Below are 16,893 nucleotides of genomic sequence, written 5' to 3' on the forward strand. Positions count from 1 at the left end.
ATGAGTATGAAGAAGCAGAGATTAAAATCATTTTCCTATGTTGGCGCTCTCAGCCTACTGGTCGCGACTTTCTCCGCCAATGCAATGGCAGGAAATCCGGCGTTTCCCCCAGTGGAAAAGAGACCAGCACAGGCTGCTGAGCAACCAAGGTTCTTTGTGAAGTATCATGAAGGCAAAGAGCAGCAGGCCAGAGAGCTTCTTCGTTCTCATGATATTGAAGTGGTTGATGTTTTAGATAATCAGCAGGTGCTGGTGGTATCTGCGACTCAGGAACAAATCGATGAGCTAAACGATAATGAGCTGATTGATTATACAGAGCCAGAGCCTATCCGACGTCTTTACTCACAATAATCAATGCGCCCTACGGGGCGCTTTTTTATGCTTTACTGGCGTTGTTTACACAATAAAGTGGTTACAATTGTGTAGCTGGCTTGGCATTCTTATGAAGCGTTTGTCAGTTCACCGTTTGGTGACTGAGTTGCTGCTCTTCTTTCTCCATCGCATCCTATTACTCATCAAATTTTCATATCCTAAGAGTGATAGTCAGTGACTCTGACTTATTTTACTTTTCAACCTTGGTTTTTATTCTTTTTGTTTATAGTTCAAATTATAAACCCCGGCTTTAAGCACTTTTTAAATAGGCTTTGTTTTGTTAATTTGTGGTTTTTGGTTATAATAAATACTTAGACCTCTAAGTATTTAGGGGTGTGATTTAGATAAAGAGAGAAAACTATGTCCCACACGGTAGAGAAAGTGAGTGGTTCATCAATGTCTGCGTTTGATGCAGTTTTGGATAATATCATTCTGAAACCTGAGCCTAGAGCAAGATATAACCGTATTTTTGTTGTGCCTGCCTACCAAGGCATTACAGACGCCCTTCTAGAAAATCATCGTACGTTTGAGCCTGGGGTTTATCAGTATATTTTGTCTGGAGGGGAGGAGTGGGAAAGTCAGTTAGACAGTGTTATTCAAAGGTTATTACTAGTGAATGAGAGTGTATTCGCTGATCCCATATTACGCAGAAAAGCGGATGAATTCATTTTGGAACGTGTATCTTGTACTCGTCAGTGGATCCACCACTATTTATCTACTAGGAAGCCGATAGATGGTGCATCTCATCAATACTATTGGCAGCCGGTTCGAGAGCGGCTGGCATCAATAGGTGAGGCTCATAGTGCTTACAATACTGCTTTGAAGGCAAAGCGTCATGGTGTGCAAACTCGTTTCATCGACTTAGCTGGCCCTCCTAATGAGCCGCGTGAATCTCTTGATAGCCAAGTTTGGAATCGTTTAGAGGGGGTAGACTTAAACTGCGAACTTCCAGTTGTTACCGCTTACGCATCTTGTGAAAGGAGTGACACTTGTCATGATGATCGCCGTTACGGTGATTTAACCTTGAGTAGAATAGCGGCATTAACTGAAGCTAAACAGGCGGTGATACATCAATGTTCTCATCTGAGTTCGGGCGATCCCGATTTAATTGGTACTGAGCAGGTAAACCCGATTGGGCAATCAAGCTATCAAGTAGCCAATGAACTGTCAGCCTTGTCTCACGATCTTGTTCATCCTGATGCCATTGAAGAGCTTTCCCAAGAGAATATTGACTTGCAGGTGAAATGCACCTTTGAACCTGAACATCCGGGGACTGTTATTAGCCATGGCCATTGCTCAACAGAGCAGAAAGTGGACGTTGTGACAGGGAGAGACGATGTTTGTGTGTTAAAAATAATTCTTACCGAGGGTAATTCGGATTTGGCTGATCTAAAACATCAGCTTTTCTCCTTACCCAATGTTAACCTTCTGCACCATGATGAGCGGAGAGAAACACTCTGTTATTACTTTGATTGCTCGGTGTCTAATTTTGGTAAGATATTGACTCAAGCCAAAAAGTGCTTACCTAACGCTGAACTAACCGTTCAACGAGTGGCTTTACTGTCCGTTTTGGGGGCGAAAATATCAGGTGAGCAGACTTTACGCCTAGGCTGCCAAGCACTAGAGATGCAAGGGATATTACCTGATAATATTCATTACTCTGAAGGTGATAATAGCGTAAAGTTTGCGGTGGCAAGTGTTCAGCTCAGAGCGGCTCTATGTGCTTTGCATGATGTATTTTTAAATACTACCGCAGATCGCAATCACTAATTTTTAGCTTCAGCCCCAGTATTAGATATCCTGTATTGTTGAAATCGTATTACGTCCTTTGTCCTTTGAAAGATAAAGAGTCGCGTCTACGGCTTCTAAAAATGCTTGAGGTGATGTGTTTCTTTCAGGGACGATGGCTCCCAGTCCAATACTTAATGTGACATGTGAAGAAATGGGAGAGTCTGGGTGTAATATTTTTCCTTTGGCCATCGCTTCTTGAATTCGGTGTGCCACAGAGAGCGCATCATCGAGGGGGGTGTTAGGCAGTAAGACGACGAACTCTTCTCCTCCATACCGAGCGACCATGTCGCTGTTTCGATGAACGGCTTGGTCAATGAGATTCGCAACCTGTTTGAGGCAAGCATCACCAGCACTATGACCTAAGCTATCGTTGTACTTTTTGAAAAAATCGATATCGATCATGATCAAGCCAAGGGAAGTTCCGTCTCGATGGCATCTTTTCCACTCTTCTTCGAGTAAATCATCAAACGCTCTTCGATTACTAATACCTGTTAAAGCATCTTTTAGCGACAGTAATTCTAAATCCCTGTTGAGTCGAGCTAGGCTTTCATTGGCTTGGAAGAGTTCTAAGGTTTTTTCACTGACTCTTTGTTCCAGCACTTGATTAGCATCAATGAGTTTATCTGCCATTTGGTTAAAAGCTTGAGCAAGCATTCCAAGTTCATCTTTCGTAAAATACTGAATTCTTTGGGATAAATCACCGTTGGCAATCATGGATGCCACGTAAGTTAAATCAATGATGGGTTTAGTGATCGTTCGAGAGAGGATGAGCACAACAATGCCCCCTACGAGTGCAGTTGCCAGAGAAGAGATGATCAGAAACTGCCTTTGTTCACTGATTATCCCAAGCGCATCGGCATGATCTATTTTGTACACAAGTCCTAGGTTCAGCTCTTTGAATGCATAAGCGACGGCAAGTACATCATGACCTTTGTGATCGATGTAGGTGGTTATATCATCATCTTTCTGCCTAACTAGGGCGAAAGGGTCAACCCACGAACCCTGCTCATACCCTAAAGTCAGAGCTACTGGGTAAATAGGGGTAATACTACCCGTACTTGGGTCTTGATAAACCAGTGTTGTCTCTTCTGAGTTGCCAAGCCCAAACTGGGTATCAGTGACCACAGAAAAATCACTCAAATTCATTTCGAGTATGGCGTACCCAATAAGGTGCCCATCAAGCTGCAATCTCTGTGAAATAAACAAAGTCGTCACATCAGTTTCTTTATTTAGATTAAATGCTATGGCGTACCGCTTGTCTTTGGCGGGAAGCAACTGCCGTTTGATTTCTCCGTTGGCGTGGATGTTAGCAGAGGAAGTGACTACTTGAGCATCTGTGTTGGTCACTATGATGTTCTGAATACTTTTGATCGATGCTTTAGCATCCGTGATTATTTTATATATTTTATGGACATGTGCTGTGCTCTCATCACTTGTTTCAGATTGCTTTAATTGACTTAGTGCGATTCTCAATTGTGTTCTTGAGCTTATTAATGCAATGCGTTCTTGGTATTTTTTGATAATTTGAAAAACCGCATTTCTTTTATTATTCGCAACGGTTTTAAGGTGGTTAACGACAACCATTTCAATCGATTCTTGGCTTTTATAGTGATAAACCGATCCGGTAATGATCAAAGAAAGCATAATAATACTTAGTAAAATAACGGTGATTTTTTGCCTGATACCAATACCAGTGGGCTTATACGTTTTATTTATAGGCATAGTGTCATTCTCAAGCTTCTACTGCATATCAATTAAGCTTAGAAGTTGTGAGGATTATTAACAAATCTATCACTACTGGGTTGGAGGTTTAATGAAGTGGTGTGTGGGGGTAGATGCTTATTGGGGAGTTGTTGATTTCAAAGGGATATCATCGTCTGATCTGGATACTTTGGTTATGATCTATTAAGACTAAAAAATAGCTGGGACTCATATTTACACTCTTACAGAAAGGAGGAAGTAAGAAAGTAAATCTAGTACCAGCAAATTCGTGTGTCTTACATTTATTTTTTGTTACTTACTTCAACACTAGGTGAGTATTTATATTAAATCAAGCTCATATTGTGTGCGTAAGTTTATCCAGTGAAATGAGTGCATTTAGTCATGTCTATTTTTATTGACTAAAAGCAGATCGCAAGGAAGACTTTCCAGTAATGCATCGGTTGTGCTGCCAGACCAAAAGCGAGATGTCGCGCTACGTTGGCAGGCGCCCATAATGAGTATATTGGCCTTCATTTGAGAGATCGCCTTGGGAAGTGCTTCCTCCGGGTTACCATCAGGCATATGTATGGGCAGGGACTGTAAGTGCTTCTTCCCAATGAACTCTTCCAACCCTTTCTTTTGATTTGCTAAAATTTGAGCTTTATACCTCATTAAGTATGGTGCCACGTAACAACAGTAAATAAGTGATACTCTCGCGCCATATTGTTCTGACAACCAATTCCCTCTTGCCGTCACCGCCATATCTATTTCGCACTCTTGATCTTCTCGATGGAGAGGGTCAATGGCGCACAAGGTTTTTATGTTGCTTGCCCAGTATTGATGGCCGAGCAAGAGTATATCGCACGAGATTTTTGACATTTCCGGTAAGAGCTTGCGAACATTCATGGTGGCATCGACGATGAGTAAATCAGTACGATGACGAATGAAAGACACCAATAAGTTTACCCAGTTGTTGCCTTCAATTGGCTCAAATTCAATCTCTGGTACCGTAATGTCTTCATCAGCGCAGTATTCGGCAATTTTGTCTTTAGTGGCAGCAATCCAAAGCTGTACTTCCTTGATTCTCTGTTCGATTTGCTCTGGATCACTGCGTAAAAAGTCTGAGAATAAATGATCGTCCCCTCTACGGTGATCTTGAATCAGCACAGTGATTTTTTGATTTTTAGCAAGCACTAGTAATTTCGCTAGCACTTTTTTTGACGGAATTTTGCGTTGATGTGTCAAGAAGTAAGTTGAGCCCATATCACACCCTTTTGATCGCGTCATTTCAAAGACGACTGGACAATTTTCAGAAATTCTATGAAGTTACTACTACAACTAGTATAGGTGTTAAGACAAATGGACAATGTGAAAGAAATGGAAACTCCTGAAAATAGAACAGCAAGGTTGTCTGAGTTTCTTAAAACGATAGAAACAAATGAGGACTTGAGTTACCTAGAGAGCTTACAAGAAGATGAAATTGCCAGTATTTTAGAATCCGTGAGCAATGCTTTGAGGAAAAAAATCATTGCTCATATTCCTGTTGAAAAATACTGGGGAACATTGCACCTCGTACAATATGAGACCGCAAAACACATTCACCAGTCCCTTTCACCTGAGCAACTTCAATCTTGTCTTACTCAGGCGAAGGAAGCAGATGTACTCACGTTTGATGAGCTGCTTCCCCGAGAATTTGTTGATGAGTTCCTCTTAGATCAGAGTGAAGACACAGCCAGTTATTTGCAGCAGGCGCTTTCATTTTCGGATAATTTAGTAGGACGCTACACCACCCCTCAATTTCTTGTGGCTAATGCGCGAAATAGCGTAAAAGCTCTAAAGGAAGAAATGGTTAAGAAGTTTGAGACCCCGATTCGGCTGATAATTGTAAGAGACTCGAAAGGCATTCTAGGTGCGATTAGTCCCGACAGTTTACTGGTCCAAGAAGGACATATTTTGTTAGGGGCTCTGGTTTCCCCAACCCCATTGTTGGATAGCCATCAGGATATTAATGAGGTCAGTCAACAGCTCGCTATTGATGGTACGCTCCAGTGGTTTCCTGTTTTAACGAATGGAAAAGTCACGGGAGTCCTCTCCATGTATAACTTGGTGAGCGCGCTAAGGGAACTGAACTTAAAGGCGGTAGTGGCAGACAATGTGAAAAGTGAAGAAGACTTGTTTACCCCCTTGAAAGTTGCTGCAAGATTAAGGGCGCTTTGGTTGGTCATCAACTTGTTAACGGCCTTTCTTGCTTCTGCCATTATTGGGCTGTTTGATAACGTTATTGAGCAAGTCGTCGCTTTAGCGATATTGATGCCGGTTGTTGCAAGCATGGGGGGGATTGCAGGAAGTCAGACATTAGCGGTTGCCCTAAGGGGTATCGCTTTAAATCACCTACACCAAAGTAACTTGAAGCTACTACTGAATAAAGAGTGTCGTATCGCCGCTATAAATGGTGTCGCTCTTGGGGTACTAATTGCCGTTGTGGTTTATTTTGTTTTCTCAAGTATCGCTTTAGCTATCATTATTTTTTGTGCCATTGTCGTCAATAGTCTAGCGGCTGCAGGCTCGGCAACACTGATCCCATTTCTACTCAAAAAGCTAAACATAGACCCAGCAGTAGCCGGTTCCGTTATTCTAACAACCGTTACCGATGTTGTAGGTTTTTTAGTTTTCTTAGGCTTAGGCTCACTTTTACTGATTTAAGAAAATGATATTTGCTACTCGCCTGACAGCAGAGCGGCTATCGGTGAGTGTCGTCACTATAGATTGAAAGTAAAGAAGATGGATTCCATCAGTAAACTATACTTAATCGAGTGTTTTAAAGCGGGTTAATCACTGGTAAGGAGTCTGGCTTGTTGGATGGGAGCAAGGTGGTTGTGGGCTGGAGAGAATGGGTTAGCCTGCCACAGTTAGGTATAGAAAGAATCAAAGCCAAAGTCGATACAGGGGCTCGTACATCTTGCCTCCATACGTTTTCCATTGAGGAATTCAGGAAAAGTCATCAAGTTTGGGTGCGTTTCTGGGTTCATCCCAATCAAGCTGATGAACAGACAGTGGTGCAGTGTGAATCGCCAGTCGTTGACCAGCGCTTAGTCCGAGACTCTGGTGGGCACCAAACGCAACGTTATGTTATTGAAACATTACTGGTTGCAGGCGAGCTTTCATTCCCTATTGAAATGACACTGACCCCTAGGGATGACATGAAATTTAGGATGCTTCTAGGAAGAACTTCCTTAGCTACCAATATACTTGTGGATCCTGCCAGCTCTTTTTTGCTTTCTAAGGAGTAGTGCATTGTGAAAATAGGCATTTTATCTAGGAATAAGAACCTTTATTCAACGAAGAGGTTAATCGAAGCATGTAGAGAACGAGGCCATGACCCTAAAGTGATTGATGCACTTAGGTGTTACATGAACATAAATTCTCATTCTCCATCTATCCACCTCAAAGGAGAAGAGCTAGCCGGTTTGGATGCGATTATTCCTCGCATTGGCTCATCTGTTACCTTTTATGGCTGTGCGGTTCTACGGCAATTCGAAATGATGGGAGTATTTCCCGTTAATGAGTCTGTCGCGATAACTAGATCAAGGGATAAATTACGTTCGTTGCAATTACTCTCTCGGAAGAATATAGGTATGCCTATTACAGGTTTTGCCAGTAAACCAAGCGATATTAAAGATCTAATAAAAATGGTTGGAGGCGCGCCACTTGTCATCAAGCTATTAGAAGGGACACAAGGGATTGGTGTTGTGCTCGCGGAAACTCAAAAAGCGGCTGAAAGTGTCATTGAGGCTTTTATGGGGCTCAAAGCCAATATCATGGTACAAGAGTACATAAAAGAGTCCGGAGGAGCAGATATTCGCTGCTTTGTGATTGGTGACAAAGTGATCGCTGCGATGAAGCGTCAAGCCCAACCCGGAGAGTTTAGATCGAATTTACATCGGGGAGGCAATGCATCCCTCATTAAAATCACGCCCGCAGAGAGAAAAACGGCTGTTGATGCAGCTAAAGTTATGGGGCTCAATGTTGCTGGTGTCGACCTTTTACGTTCTGAGCGTGGTCCTCTGGTCATGGAAGTGAACTCTTCTCCTGGTTTGGAAGGTATAGAAACCGCTACGGGGAAAGATGTTGCGGGGATGATCATTCAGTATATTGAGAAAAATGCCAGCCCACATAGGACAAAAACTCGTGGCAAAGGTTAGTAAAAATCAGCCATTTCATTGCGGCGATGCTGTAGTTATGCCCGGCGAAACTCAAACTATCGACTTCGAAGTGGCACGTTTATATACACATTCCACTCTCTCTGTTACGGTTGAAATCGTCAATGGTCGCCTTGCAGGCCCTACGCTCTTGGTCAGTGCGGCGATTCATGGTGATGAACTCAATGGTGTTGAAATTGTCAGACAGCTGATTGCTAAGACCGACCCTAAGAAATTGAAAGGTACGTTAGTTGCGGTGCCTGTGGTCAATGTGTTTGGGTTTGTTCAAAAGTCGAGATACTTACCAGACAGAAGAGATTTAAATCGGATGTTTCCCGGCTCTCCGCGAGGTTCAATTGCGGGAAGGATTGCTCACTATTTCTTTAACGATATCGTAAAAAAATCTACTCACATCATCGATTTACATACCGCTGCTATCCATAGAACAAATTTACCTCAGATAAGAGTCAACATGAATCATGCTGTGTCTGCAGAAATGGCGATGGCATTCGGTACGCCGGTTGTCATAGATGCCTCACTTCGTGATGGTTCTTTACGTGCAGAGGCAGAAAAGGCAGGTATTTCTGTCATTACTTATGAAGCGGGTGAGGCGCTGAGGTTTGAACCTTTTGCGATAACAGCGGGGATTCGGGGGGTACAGAGAGTTATGCGGCACCTCTCTATGTTACCCCATGGGAAGCTATCTCACGCGCGCTCCCCTGTCGTAGCAAGGGCTACACGCTGGGTGAGAGCTGAATTTGATGGAATCTTACGTTCTCATGTCGCACTTGGGCAAAAAGTGGACAAAGGGCAAGTGTTAGCCATTATTAGTGATCCGCTTGGAAATGATGAAGTGGCCGTGAAAGCCGCTCAAGGAGGGATAATCATTGGTCAACAAACCTTACCTCTCGTCAACCAAGGAGATGCAATTTATCACCTTGCTTACTTTGAGGAGTCTGATGAGCTTGTTGAGGAAAAAGTGGAAAACTACCTAGGGGATGTGCTTGATGACCTTGGCAATGAAATTAAGTACGGCATTGGAAAAATGTGAATGACTAGCATGCCTTGCACATAGCTAGGTTGACGATGGCTTTTGATTTATCTCTTTCACTCTGTTTTTGGGGAGTGATTAGGCTTCGCATTGATATCGTCGAGGGTAATAAAAAAGGCGCTAGCTCTGAGCTAGCGCCTTTCCAAACGTTTGGTGGAGCTGGCGGGAGTTGAACCCGCGTCCAAAAACCATTCATCTTTGGTACTACATGCTTAGTCGATCTTTAAATTCACCAAGTACCTGCGAACCGACACGCCAGTAAATGACTATCCTGAATTAAAATTCGCCGTTCATCTCTCAGGCGGGAGAATCCGGGCTAGCGCGTTTGGGTTTGATCTCTCGTTGGTCCCCGTCTTACGTGCGGAAGCTAGGGCGAGAGAGCTCTGAGCAGGTTATTAAGCTGCTAGTGCGTAGTTTTCGTCGTTTGCGACTATTTTTTTGCGGCTTTTTACGTGGCCAACCGCCCCACGGCATGCACCTTAGACTGCAAAATTCCTGTCGAATCCTAAATCAGCCCCAAGTGTTCTTTGCATAGTACCAGAAAAGCATAACCTGTCTAGACTTGTGCGTTTAAGTGCTCAATATTAGCGCAGTGAACTCTTCATTACGCGTGCTTTTTCTCTAGCCCAATCTTTTTCTTTAAGATCAGTACGTTTATCGTGCAGCTTCTTACCTTTCGCGACGCCAATTTTCATTTTCACCCAAGAACGAGACCAGTAGAGTGAAAGGGCTGCGAGTGTCATACCTTCGCGATTGATTCGACCTAATAGGTTATCAAGCTCACGGCGGCTCATAAGTAGTTTACGCACACGAGTAGGGTTCGCCACTACGTGTGTCGATGCTTGGTTTAGAGGGGTAATGGTCATGCCACTTACAAAAGCTTCTCCATCTCGCATAAATACGTAGCTTTCTGCGATATTGGCTTTGCCTTGACGTAGGGCTTTAACTTCCCAGCCTTGAAGCTCCATTCCTGCTTCTATTTCATCATCAATGAAATATTCGTGGCGAGCTTTCTTATTGACAGCGATGGTATTGCTACCCGCTTTTTGTTTCGATTTTTTCTTTGCCATAATGGTTGCATTATACGGTTAGGAATCTAGTTATGAAATCCCTTTATTTGCGCTTAATGCAAATAAAAGTAAAAATAGTGCGTGCCTGTCGTTTAGGCGTGTGTTTTGAGGAGTCTATATGAAGCAAGTCAGCCGTTCTGCGTTGGTATCATTCAGTGCAGAACAGATGTTTGATCTGGTAAATGACGTGGCCAGTTATCCTGAGTTTTTGCCAGGTTGTTCCGGGTCGAGAGTGATTGAGTCCAGTCATTCTGCAATGGTAGCTTCCGTTGATGTCTCAAAGGCTGGGATCAGTAAAACGTTCACTACATCGAATGAATTGGTGAGTGGTGAAGCGATTCTCATGAATCTAGTGGATGGTCCTTTCAAAACGCTTAAAGGAGGGTGGTTCTTTACCGCATTAGATGAGAAAGCTTGCAAGGTTGAACTCAAACTAGAATTTGAGTTTTCTAGCAAGATGATTGAAATGGCCTTCGGCAAAGTTTTCAATGAGTTGACCAGTAATATGGTCAATGCGTTCACTCAGCGCGCTAAGCAGGTGTATCCGTGTTATGAGTATTGAGTCTGATATGATCCACGTAGAGGTAGTATATGCATTACCTCAGGAGCAACGTGTTTACACGCTAGTCGTGAATAAATCGATGACAGTCGAAGAGATTATTAAACAATCTGGTGTTCTAGAACAGTACCCTGAAATCGACCTAGCAAAAAACAAAGTTGGTGTCTTTAGCCGTAACATCAAGCTTGAGGCCACAGTTCGAGATAAAGACCGTATCGAAATTTATCGCCCACTTTTAGCTGATCCGAAAGAAATTCGTCGTAAACGCGCTGAGCAAGCAAAAGAATCAGGGGCTGCTGACCCAGTCACTGGCGGTAAAAAGAATCCGTTAAGGAAGGAAGAGTAAACTCAATCGCCTTAGGTTGTACCTGTCATCTGAAGATAAGCGTAGGGCTGTGACTGCGGATAAACAAAAGGGTTGACGAACAACGCCAACCCTCAAATACACGCTTTGCTTTAGTTGATACCTTCAAAGAAGTCCGAACTTGGCGGGAAGTCACCATTAATATCAACCAATTGGCCTTTATCATTGAAGTTCACGATCAAGTTCTTCTGAATAGAATCTTGGTGACCCTCTGTGTGGTGATAAATATAGTACCAAGTATCGGGATAACCATTTTCAATAAGCATGGGTGAGCCCATTACAAAACGTACCTGTTCTTTTGTCATACCAAACTTAAGCTGATCGACGGCTTGCTGCTCAACATAGTTCCCTTGGTTGATGTCGATTCGGTAAACGAGCTTTTCTACCAGAGAGCAGCCTGTCAACAGTGTCATAGAGAGTGGTACAGCGATAAGCCACTTTTTCAATTGCATACGGATAAATTCTTGTAACGGATATGTCTCAAATTGGGCTGATAATAAACAAGCTGAGCGCTAATGTAAAAAACTCATCTTGTTTTGAACTGTTTCAGACCACGATTTTTGAATTTAGTTGCAAACTCATACCAAAATTTCCCTAAGTCGGAACTTTGTTTTTAAGTTGAAAATCAGCCATAGAGTCTATCAAGCCGCAATCAGTAACTCTTTTGCATTCGCCAAGGTCGACTCTGTGATTTCACTTCCACCAAGCAATCGAGCCAACTCGGATACGCGCTGCTCGTTATTCAATAAATGCATCTGAGTTTCTGTTTTGCCGGCTTTGGTTTGCTTAGCAACGAAGAGCTGTTGATGTCCACAACCCGCCACTTGAGGTAAGTGAGTAACACAGAGAACTTGTGTCGACTCGCCAAGCGTGCGAAGCATTTTACCTACAACAGCTGCCGTTGGCCCGCTGATTCCCACATCAACTTCGTCGAAGATTAAGCTAGGAGTATCGACTTTCTGAGCTGTGATCACTTGTATTGCTAACGATATACGAGAAAGCTCACCACCAGAGGCGACTTTTGCAATAGGCTGCATGGGCTGGCCAGGGTTGGTTGATACCATAAAGCAGACATTATCCATGCCGAGTGGTGATGGGTGTGTGCATTGTTTGTCTATTTCAATACTGAATTGGGCCTTTTCCATACTCAGCTCATGCATGCTGGCGGTAATCAATTTATTGAGTTCTTTGGCATAGCGGCTACGAGATTTATGTAGTTTTTCAGAGGACGTTAAGAAAGATTGATATTTTTCTTCAACCGCTTGCTCTAATTCTTCCAATTTTTCATCGGAGCAGTCGAGAGCTTCGATCTGTGTGAGAAGATCTTGGTGGTGCTGATATAGCTCATCCGGAAGGACATGATGTTTACGCGCCATCGACATAACTTTTGAAAAGCGTTCTTCGACAAAAACCATACGCGCAGGATCAACATCGATATTATCAAGATAACTACGCAGTTCATTATTAGCTTCTTCGATCTGAATAATCGCCTCTGATAACATGTTAGGTAACTCAGAGAGAGTTTCATCCAGTTCAGCGAGCTGGGTTAAGGTGCTACTGGCTGATTGGAGAATACCAAGCGCATTAACTTCTTCACCTTCGTAAATAAGCTCGATGGCTTGTTGGCAGGTGGCCGCAAGTTCTCCGCTGTTAGACAATCTTTTGTGTTCCTGTTCGAGTTCTTCATATTCATCCTCGCCAAGAGAAAGCTCATTAAGCTCTTTTATTTGATATTCAAGAAGTTGTTTTTGCGCGAGATTTGCAGCGCTGTTTTCTTTTAACTGCTTGAGGTTGTTATCGGCTTGACGCCAATTTTGATAGGCATTACGAGTGCTTTTTAAAAGGTTTGTATGGCCAGCATATTGGTCCAGCATAGCCATCTGATAGTCACTTTTCATCAATTGGTGATGTGCATGCTGACCATGGATATTAATCAGAAGTTGTCCAAGTGCTTTCAGTTGCGAAAGGGGGACTGGACTGCCATTGATAAAGGCTCTTGAACGGCCTTCTTTGTTGATTATGCGACGTAATATACAGTCGCTGCCTTCGAGAAGATCATTATCTTCTAGCCAACGCGTTGCGTGAAGATTGTTTTCAAGAGAAAAAGCAGCACTGACTTCTGTCTTTTCTTCTCCTTGTCGTACCATGCTGGCTTCTGCGCGCCCACCGAGGCAAAGGCCTAAGGCATCGATGGCAATAGACTTACCTGCCCCTGTTTCCCCAGTGATTGTTGTCATGCCATGAGATAGCTCCAGCTGTAGAGATTTAACAATAGCGAAATTATTAACACTTAGATGAGCCAGCATTTTGTTGTACCTGTTTAAATGAACAATACTGTATAAGAAGACAGTATATACTGTTTCTTTATACAGTAAAGGAGGGTGTGAAAATTTTTGTGACCGAACGCGAATTTCATTTACGTCAGTCGGGAGGGGGAATTTTGTCTTGGTGAATGGGGTTAAGGTTATATTGCTAAAGCTTTGCCTTGATTTGATAAAGAAAAGGGTTGGCATATTACGCCAACCCTTCGATACCCCCAGTTGATTTGCTAGAACAGTTTACTCGACCAACCAAGTTTATTGCGCAGTACATGATAGTAGCTGTAGTCCTTGGGGTGGATCAGTTTGAGTACATTAGGGCTTTGATAAATATGGATTTCGTCACCAGGGGAAACGGGCAGAGAGACTTGGCCATCACAGCCGACTTCTTGAGTCCCTCGGTTATCCGGAGATACCACCAGTTTAATACGACGTTTACTGTCTACGACTAACGGACGGCTGGATAAAGTATGCGGGAACATGGGTACAAGCGAAATAGCATTAAGACTTGGCGATAGGATAGGGCCGCCACCTGACAATGAATAGGCTGTAGAGCCAGTGGGCGTAGAGATAATTAGCCCGTCTGCACGCAGAGAAAAGGCGAAGCTGTCATCAATATACACTTCGAATTCAATCATATGGGCGACTTGCCCAGGGTGAAGTACGGCTTCATTGAGTGCGGCATTATGACTTTTTACTTGTCCATGGCGGTGGACTTCAGCTTCCAGCAAAAAGCGCTCTTCTTCGATGAACTCACCTTCAAGCACTTTTTTAAGTGCCGACTGAAAATCTTCTGGGTTGAGATCGGTCAGAAACCCAAGGTTTCCTCGGTTTACTCCAATCACTGAGGTATTAAAGCGTGAAAGCACTCTGGCGGCCCCCAACATGTTGCCATCACCACCTACGACAATTGCCAAGTCAGCCGTTTTACCAAGCTGAATTAGGCTCGCAAAATGTTCATTCGGGACATCGTCTAAAATTTCCGCTAGTCTATCGTCAATAAAAACCTGATACCCTTCCGACTGAAGCCAGAGGTAAAGTTCTCTGTGAGTCTGAATAGCTTGCTGATCCCGAGGTTTACCAATGATGGCGATCACTTCAAAAGGCTTTTTCATAGGTTTTCCGCACTAAATAGGCTTGATTCGACAATCTTCATCCCCATAATAATGGCAAGTTAGCTATTTATGCGAGTTTTTGTGTATCTAAACGCAATAAACGTGAAGCGTTAGGTACCAATGGGTATGTATTCTGGAGATATCATGAGCAACGAAGAAAACAAAGTTACAGAAGAAGAGCTAGATCAAATCATCGAAGAAGCAGAGAAAGTGGAAGCTTCAGCGCAAGAGGCTGAAGCTGAGCTAGAAGAAATTGGTGATGAGAAAGACGCTAAGATTGCTCAACTAGAAGCTGCGTTACTGACTAGCGAAGCGAAAGTTCAAGAACAGCAAGATAGCGTACTTCGTGCAAAAGCCGAAGTCGAAAACATGCGTCGTCGTACTGAGCAAGAAATCGATAAAGCACGTAAATACGCGTTAAATAAGTTTGCCGAAGAGTTACTGCCGGTTATCGATAACCTAGAGCGAGCGATTCAAGCGGCAGATACTGAAGCGGAAGTAGTTAAACCACTGCTTGAAGGCGTAGAATTGACGCATAAAACGTTTGTAGACACGGTGGCTAAGTTTGGTCTAAAAGAGATTAACCCTGAAGGCGAAGCGTTTAACCCTGAAATGCATCAAGCGATGTCTATTCAAGAGAGCCCTGACCATGAATCAAATACAGTGATGTTTGTTATGCAGAAAGGTTACGAGCTTAATGGCCGTGTGATTCGACCCGCTATGGTAATGGTTGCTAAATAACCTTGATACAGAACGTGTTTTAAACAGAAGAGAGGCTTAGACCTCTCTTTTTTTATCCCCTCAGATCAGTTGTGTTGGTTTTTAATAAATAATTGATTTGGTGAATTATTCTTAGCATGAAGTTTAACCAAAAATTAATTTCTGATTTGAAACTTGTAACATTATCGTAAACAAAGTCTTTATTTTGTAACCTTTGTGTGTATTATGTGCGAACTCTGTCGGGAAAACTGGCGGAATAAACTATAAAACCATAAATTAAAAACACAACATTCTGGAGATGGATGATGGATAAATCGCTTTCAAGCAAGATTTTTGTAGGCTTGTTTGCTGGTCTACTGATCGGTACTGCGATCCAGTACTTATTTAGCGGGATTGCAATTTTTGATACTTACCTTCTAGGCGCTGCGGAAGGTGCTGGTGGCATGTTCGTATCACTGATCAAGTTACTTGTTGTTCCTTTGGTATACGTTTCAATCGTGTGTGGCATTGTTGATTTGAAAGACATCACTGCGTTTGGTCGTCTTGGTGGTAAAACCTTCGCCCTATACATTATTAATACCATCATCGCGATTACAGCGGCACTGACTGTAGGTATGATTTTCCAGCCAGGTGCTGACGCTAACCTAGCTGGTACGATTTCAGAAACAGTAAAACTAACGACAACGGAAACGCCTGATATCTTCTCCCTAGTGGTAAACATCGTACCAAGTAACCCTGTTCAGGCGTTTGCTAATGGCGATATGCTACAAATCATCTTTATGGCAATCCTAACAGGCCTAGCGATTCAGGCGCTTGATTCACGCGGTGGGCCGGCTATCCGCACATTCAAGATGGCGAACGAAATCATGATGAAGCTTGTTGGTCTTGTTATGAGCCTTGCTCCATATGGTGTGTTTGCGTTGATGATTCAACTGGGCGCGACACTAGATGCTAACACGCTCATGTCAGTAGCAGGCTATGTAGCGCTTGTTGTGGCTATGCTCGTGTTCTGGATCTTCTTCTTCTACCCAATGGCAGTAGGTATTGCGACAGGTACTTCTCCAAAGACGTTCTTACGTGCTACTCGTGAGCAGATCCTATTCTCTCTATCGACAGCAAGCTCGAATGCGACTATTCCTGTAACTATGCGTACTTTGACGGAGAAACTACAAGTTTCAAAATCAGTTGCAGGTTTCGGTGTACCATTGGGTGCAACCATGAACATGTCTGGTGTGTCTATCTACATTGCACTGGCAACTATCTTCGTTGCAAACGCATTTGGTCAACCAATCAACACGGCTGACGTGTTCACTCTAGGTCTTACTATCCTGCTTCTATCTATTGGTGCTGGTGGTGTTCCTGGTGGTGGTGTTGTTATGGTTGGTGTTCTTCTTCACCAACTGGGGCTTCCACCAGAAGGTCTGGCAATCATCGCAGCAGTTGACCGTATTAACGATATGTTCTGTACCTCTTCTAACGTAGTGGGTGATACCGCGGTAAACACTATTGTTGCAAAAACTGAAGGTGAAATCGGTAAAGAAGAAGCACAAGTTGAAGGCAAGCCTGCTCAGGCAAATGCTTAATCTCTAACGCATTGAAAATTAAAAGCGAGCCATATGGCTCGCTTTCTTGT

The 16,893-nt window shown here is 43.2% G+C and carries 16 protein-coding genes and 1 other RNA gene; 10 read left to right on the forward strand and 7 right to left on the reverse strand.

Annotated elements, in window-relative coordinates; translation table 11 throughout:
* Positions 1-6 precede the first annotated feature (6 nt).
* The gene (locus L1D15_RS16130) at positions 7-351 is read left to right on the forward strand and encodes an ATPase (RefSeq protein WP_239867349.1); all 345 of its coding nucleotides are present in this window, start codon (positions 7-9) and stop codon (positions 349-351) included.
* 381 nt (positions 352-732) lie between these two features.
* The gene (locus tag L1D15_RS16135; RefSeq protein WP_239867352.1) at positions 733-2,142 is read left to right on the forward strand and encodes an aspartate kinase; all 1,410 of its coding nucleotides are present in this window, start codon (positions 733-735) and stop codon (positions 2,140-2,142) included.
* A gap of 21 nt (positions 2,143-2,163) precedes the next feature.
* Here L1D15_RS16135 and L1D15_RS16140 read toward each other — a convergent pair whose 3' ends face one another.
* On the reverse strand, positions 2,164-3,885 hold the full coding sequence (locus tag L1D15_RS16140; protein WP_239867355.1) for a diguanylate cyclase: 1,722 nt from the start codon (positions 3,883-3,885) through the stop codon (positions 2,164-2,166).
* Positions 3,886-4,260: 375 nt separating this feature from the next.
* Positions 4,261-5,127, reverse strand: a complete 867-nt coding sequence (locus L1D15_RS16145; protein ID WP_239867358.1) for a universal stress protein — start codon at positions 5,125-5,127, stop codon at positions 4,261-4,263.
* 96 nt (positions 5,128-5,223) lie between these two features.
* Between L1D15_RS16145 and L1D15_RS16150 the strand changes: the two genes are divergently transcribed.
* From L1D15_RS16150 to L1D15_RS16165, 4 genes are all read left to right on the forward strand, one after another.
* Positions 5,224-6,567 carry a magnesium transporter gene (locus L1D15_RS16150; RefSeq protein ID WP_239867361.1) on the forward strand — a complete coding sequence of 448 codons (1,344 nt, stop codon included), beginning with the start codon at positions 5,224-5,226 and terminating at the stop codon, positions 6,565-6,567.
* 152 nt (positions 6,568-6,719) lie between these two features.
* Positions 6,720-7,154: an ATP-dependent zinc protease gene (locus L1D15_RS16155; protein ID WP_239867364.1), complete on the forward strand. Its 435-nt coding sequence runs from the start codon at positions 6,720-6,722 to the stop codon at positions 7,152-7,154.
* Positions 7,155-7,160: 6 nt separating this feature from the next.
* Positions 7,161-8,066 carry a 30S ribosomal protein S6--L-glutamate ligase gene (gene rimK / locus L1D15_RS16160; RefSeq protein WP_239837489.1) on the forward strand — a complete coding sequence of 302 codons (906 nt, stop codon included), beginning with the start codon at positions 7,161-7,163 and terminating at the stop codon, positions 8,064-8,066.
* A 37-nt stretch (positions 8,067-8,103) separates the two neighbouring features.
* Entirely contained in the window at positions 8,104-9,114 is a 1,011-nt protein-coding gene (locus L1D15_RS16165; RefSeq protein WP_239837644.1) for a succinylglutamate desuccinylase/aspartoacylase family protein, read from the forward strand.
* A 151-nt stretch (positions 9,115-9,265) separates the two neighbouring features.
* Here the strand turns inward: L1D15_RS16165 and ssrA are convergent.
* Positions 9,266-9,632: a transfer-messenger RNA gene (ssrA, locus tag L1D15_RS16170) on the reverse strand.
* A gap of 66 nt (positions 9,633-9,698) precedes the next feature.
* Positions 9,699-10,184, reverse strand: a complete 486-nt coding sequence (gene smpB / locus L1D15_RS16175; protein WP_008081122.1) for an SsrA-binding protein SmpB — start codon at positions 10,182-10,184, stop codon at positions 9,699-9,701.
* 118 nt (positions 10,185-10,302) lie between these two features.
* Here smpB and L1D15_RS16180 point away from each other — a divergent pair, with 118 nt between their 5' ends.
* Entirely contained in the window at positions 10,303-10,746 is a 444-nt protein-coding gene (locus L1D15_RS16180) for an SRPBCC family protein (RefSeq protein ID WP_239837508.1), read from the forward strand.
* A complete protein-coding gene (locus tag L1D15_RS16185) occupies positions 10,736-11,089 on the forward strand; it encodes an RnfH family protein (RefSeq protein WP_239876424.1) in 354 nt (117 codons plus the stop codon). The genes L1D15_RS16180 and L1D15_RS16185 overlap by 11 nt, the downstream gene beginning before the upstream one ends.
* A 110-nt stretch (positions 11,090-11,199) precedes the next feature.
* Here the strand turns inward: L1D15_RS16185 and bamE are convergent, their stop codons facing one another.
* From bamE to nadK, 3 genes are all read right to left on the reverse strand, one after another.
* Positions 11,200-11,559, reverse strand: coding sequence for an outer membrane protein assembly factor BamE (bamE, locus tag L1D15_RS16190; protein ID WP_239837510.1), 360 nt, complete (start codon positions 11,557-11,559; stop codon positions 11,200-11,202).
* A 189-nt stretch (positions 11,560-11,748) separates the two neighbouring features.
* On the reverse strand, positions 11,749-13,413 hold the full coding sequence (recN, locus tag L1D15_RS16195) for a DNA repair protein RecN (protein WP_239876425.1): 1,665 nt from the start codon (positions 13,411-13,413) through the stop codon (positions 11,749-11,751).
* Positions 13,414-13,655: 242 nt separating this feature from the next.
* Positions 13,656-14,540: an NAD(+) kinase gene (nadK, locus tag L1D15_RS16200; RefSeq protein WP_239867377.1), complete on the reverse strand. Its 885-nt coding sequence runs from the start codon at positions 14,538-14,540 to the stop codon at positions 13,656-13,658.
* 144 nt (positions 14,541-14,684) lie between these two features.
* On the opposite strand from nadK, the gene grpE reads away from it, so the two are divergent.
* Positions 14,685-15,281 carry a nucleotide exchange factor GrpE gene (grpE, locus tag L1D15_RS16205; RefSeq protein WP_239876426.1) on the forward strand — a complete coding sequence of 199 codons (597 nt, stop codon included), beginning with the start codon at positions 14,685-14,687 and terminating at the stop codon, positions 15,279-15,281.
* Positions 15,282-15,565: 284 nt separating this feature from the next.
* Entirely contained in the window at positions 15,566-16,843 is a 1,278-nt protein-coding gene (locus L1D15_RS16210; protein ID WP_239837646.1) for a dicarboxylate/amino acid:cation symporter, read from the forward strand.
* Positions 16,844-16,893 lie beyond the last annotated feature (50 nt).

Origin of the sequence: Vibrio sp. Isolate25 (assembly GCF_022398025.1) — a bacterium.
Lineage (GTDB): Bacteria > Pseudomonadota > Gammaproteobacteria > Enterobacterales > Vibrionaceae > Vibrio > Vibrio coralliilyticus_A.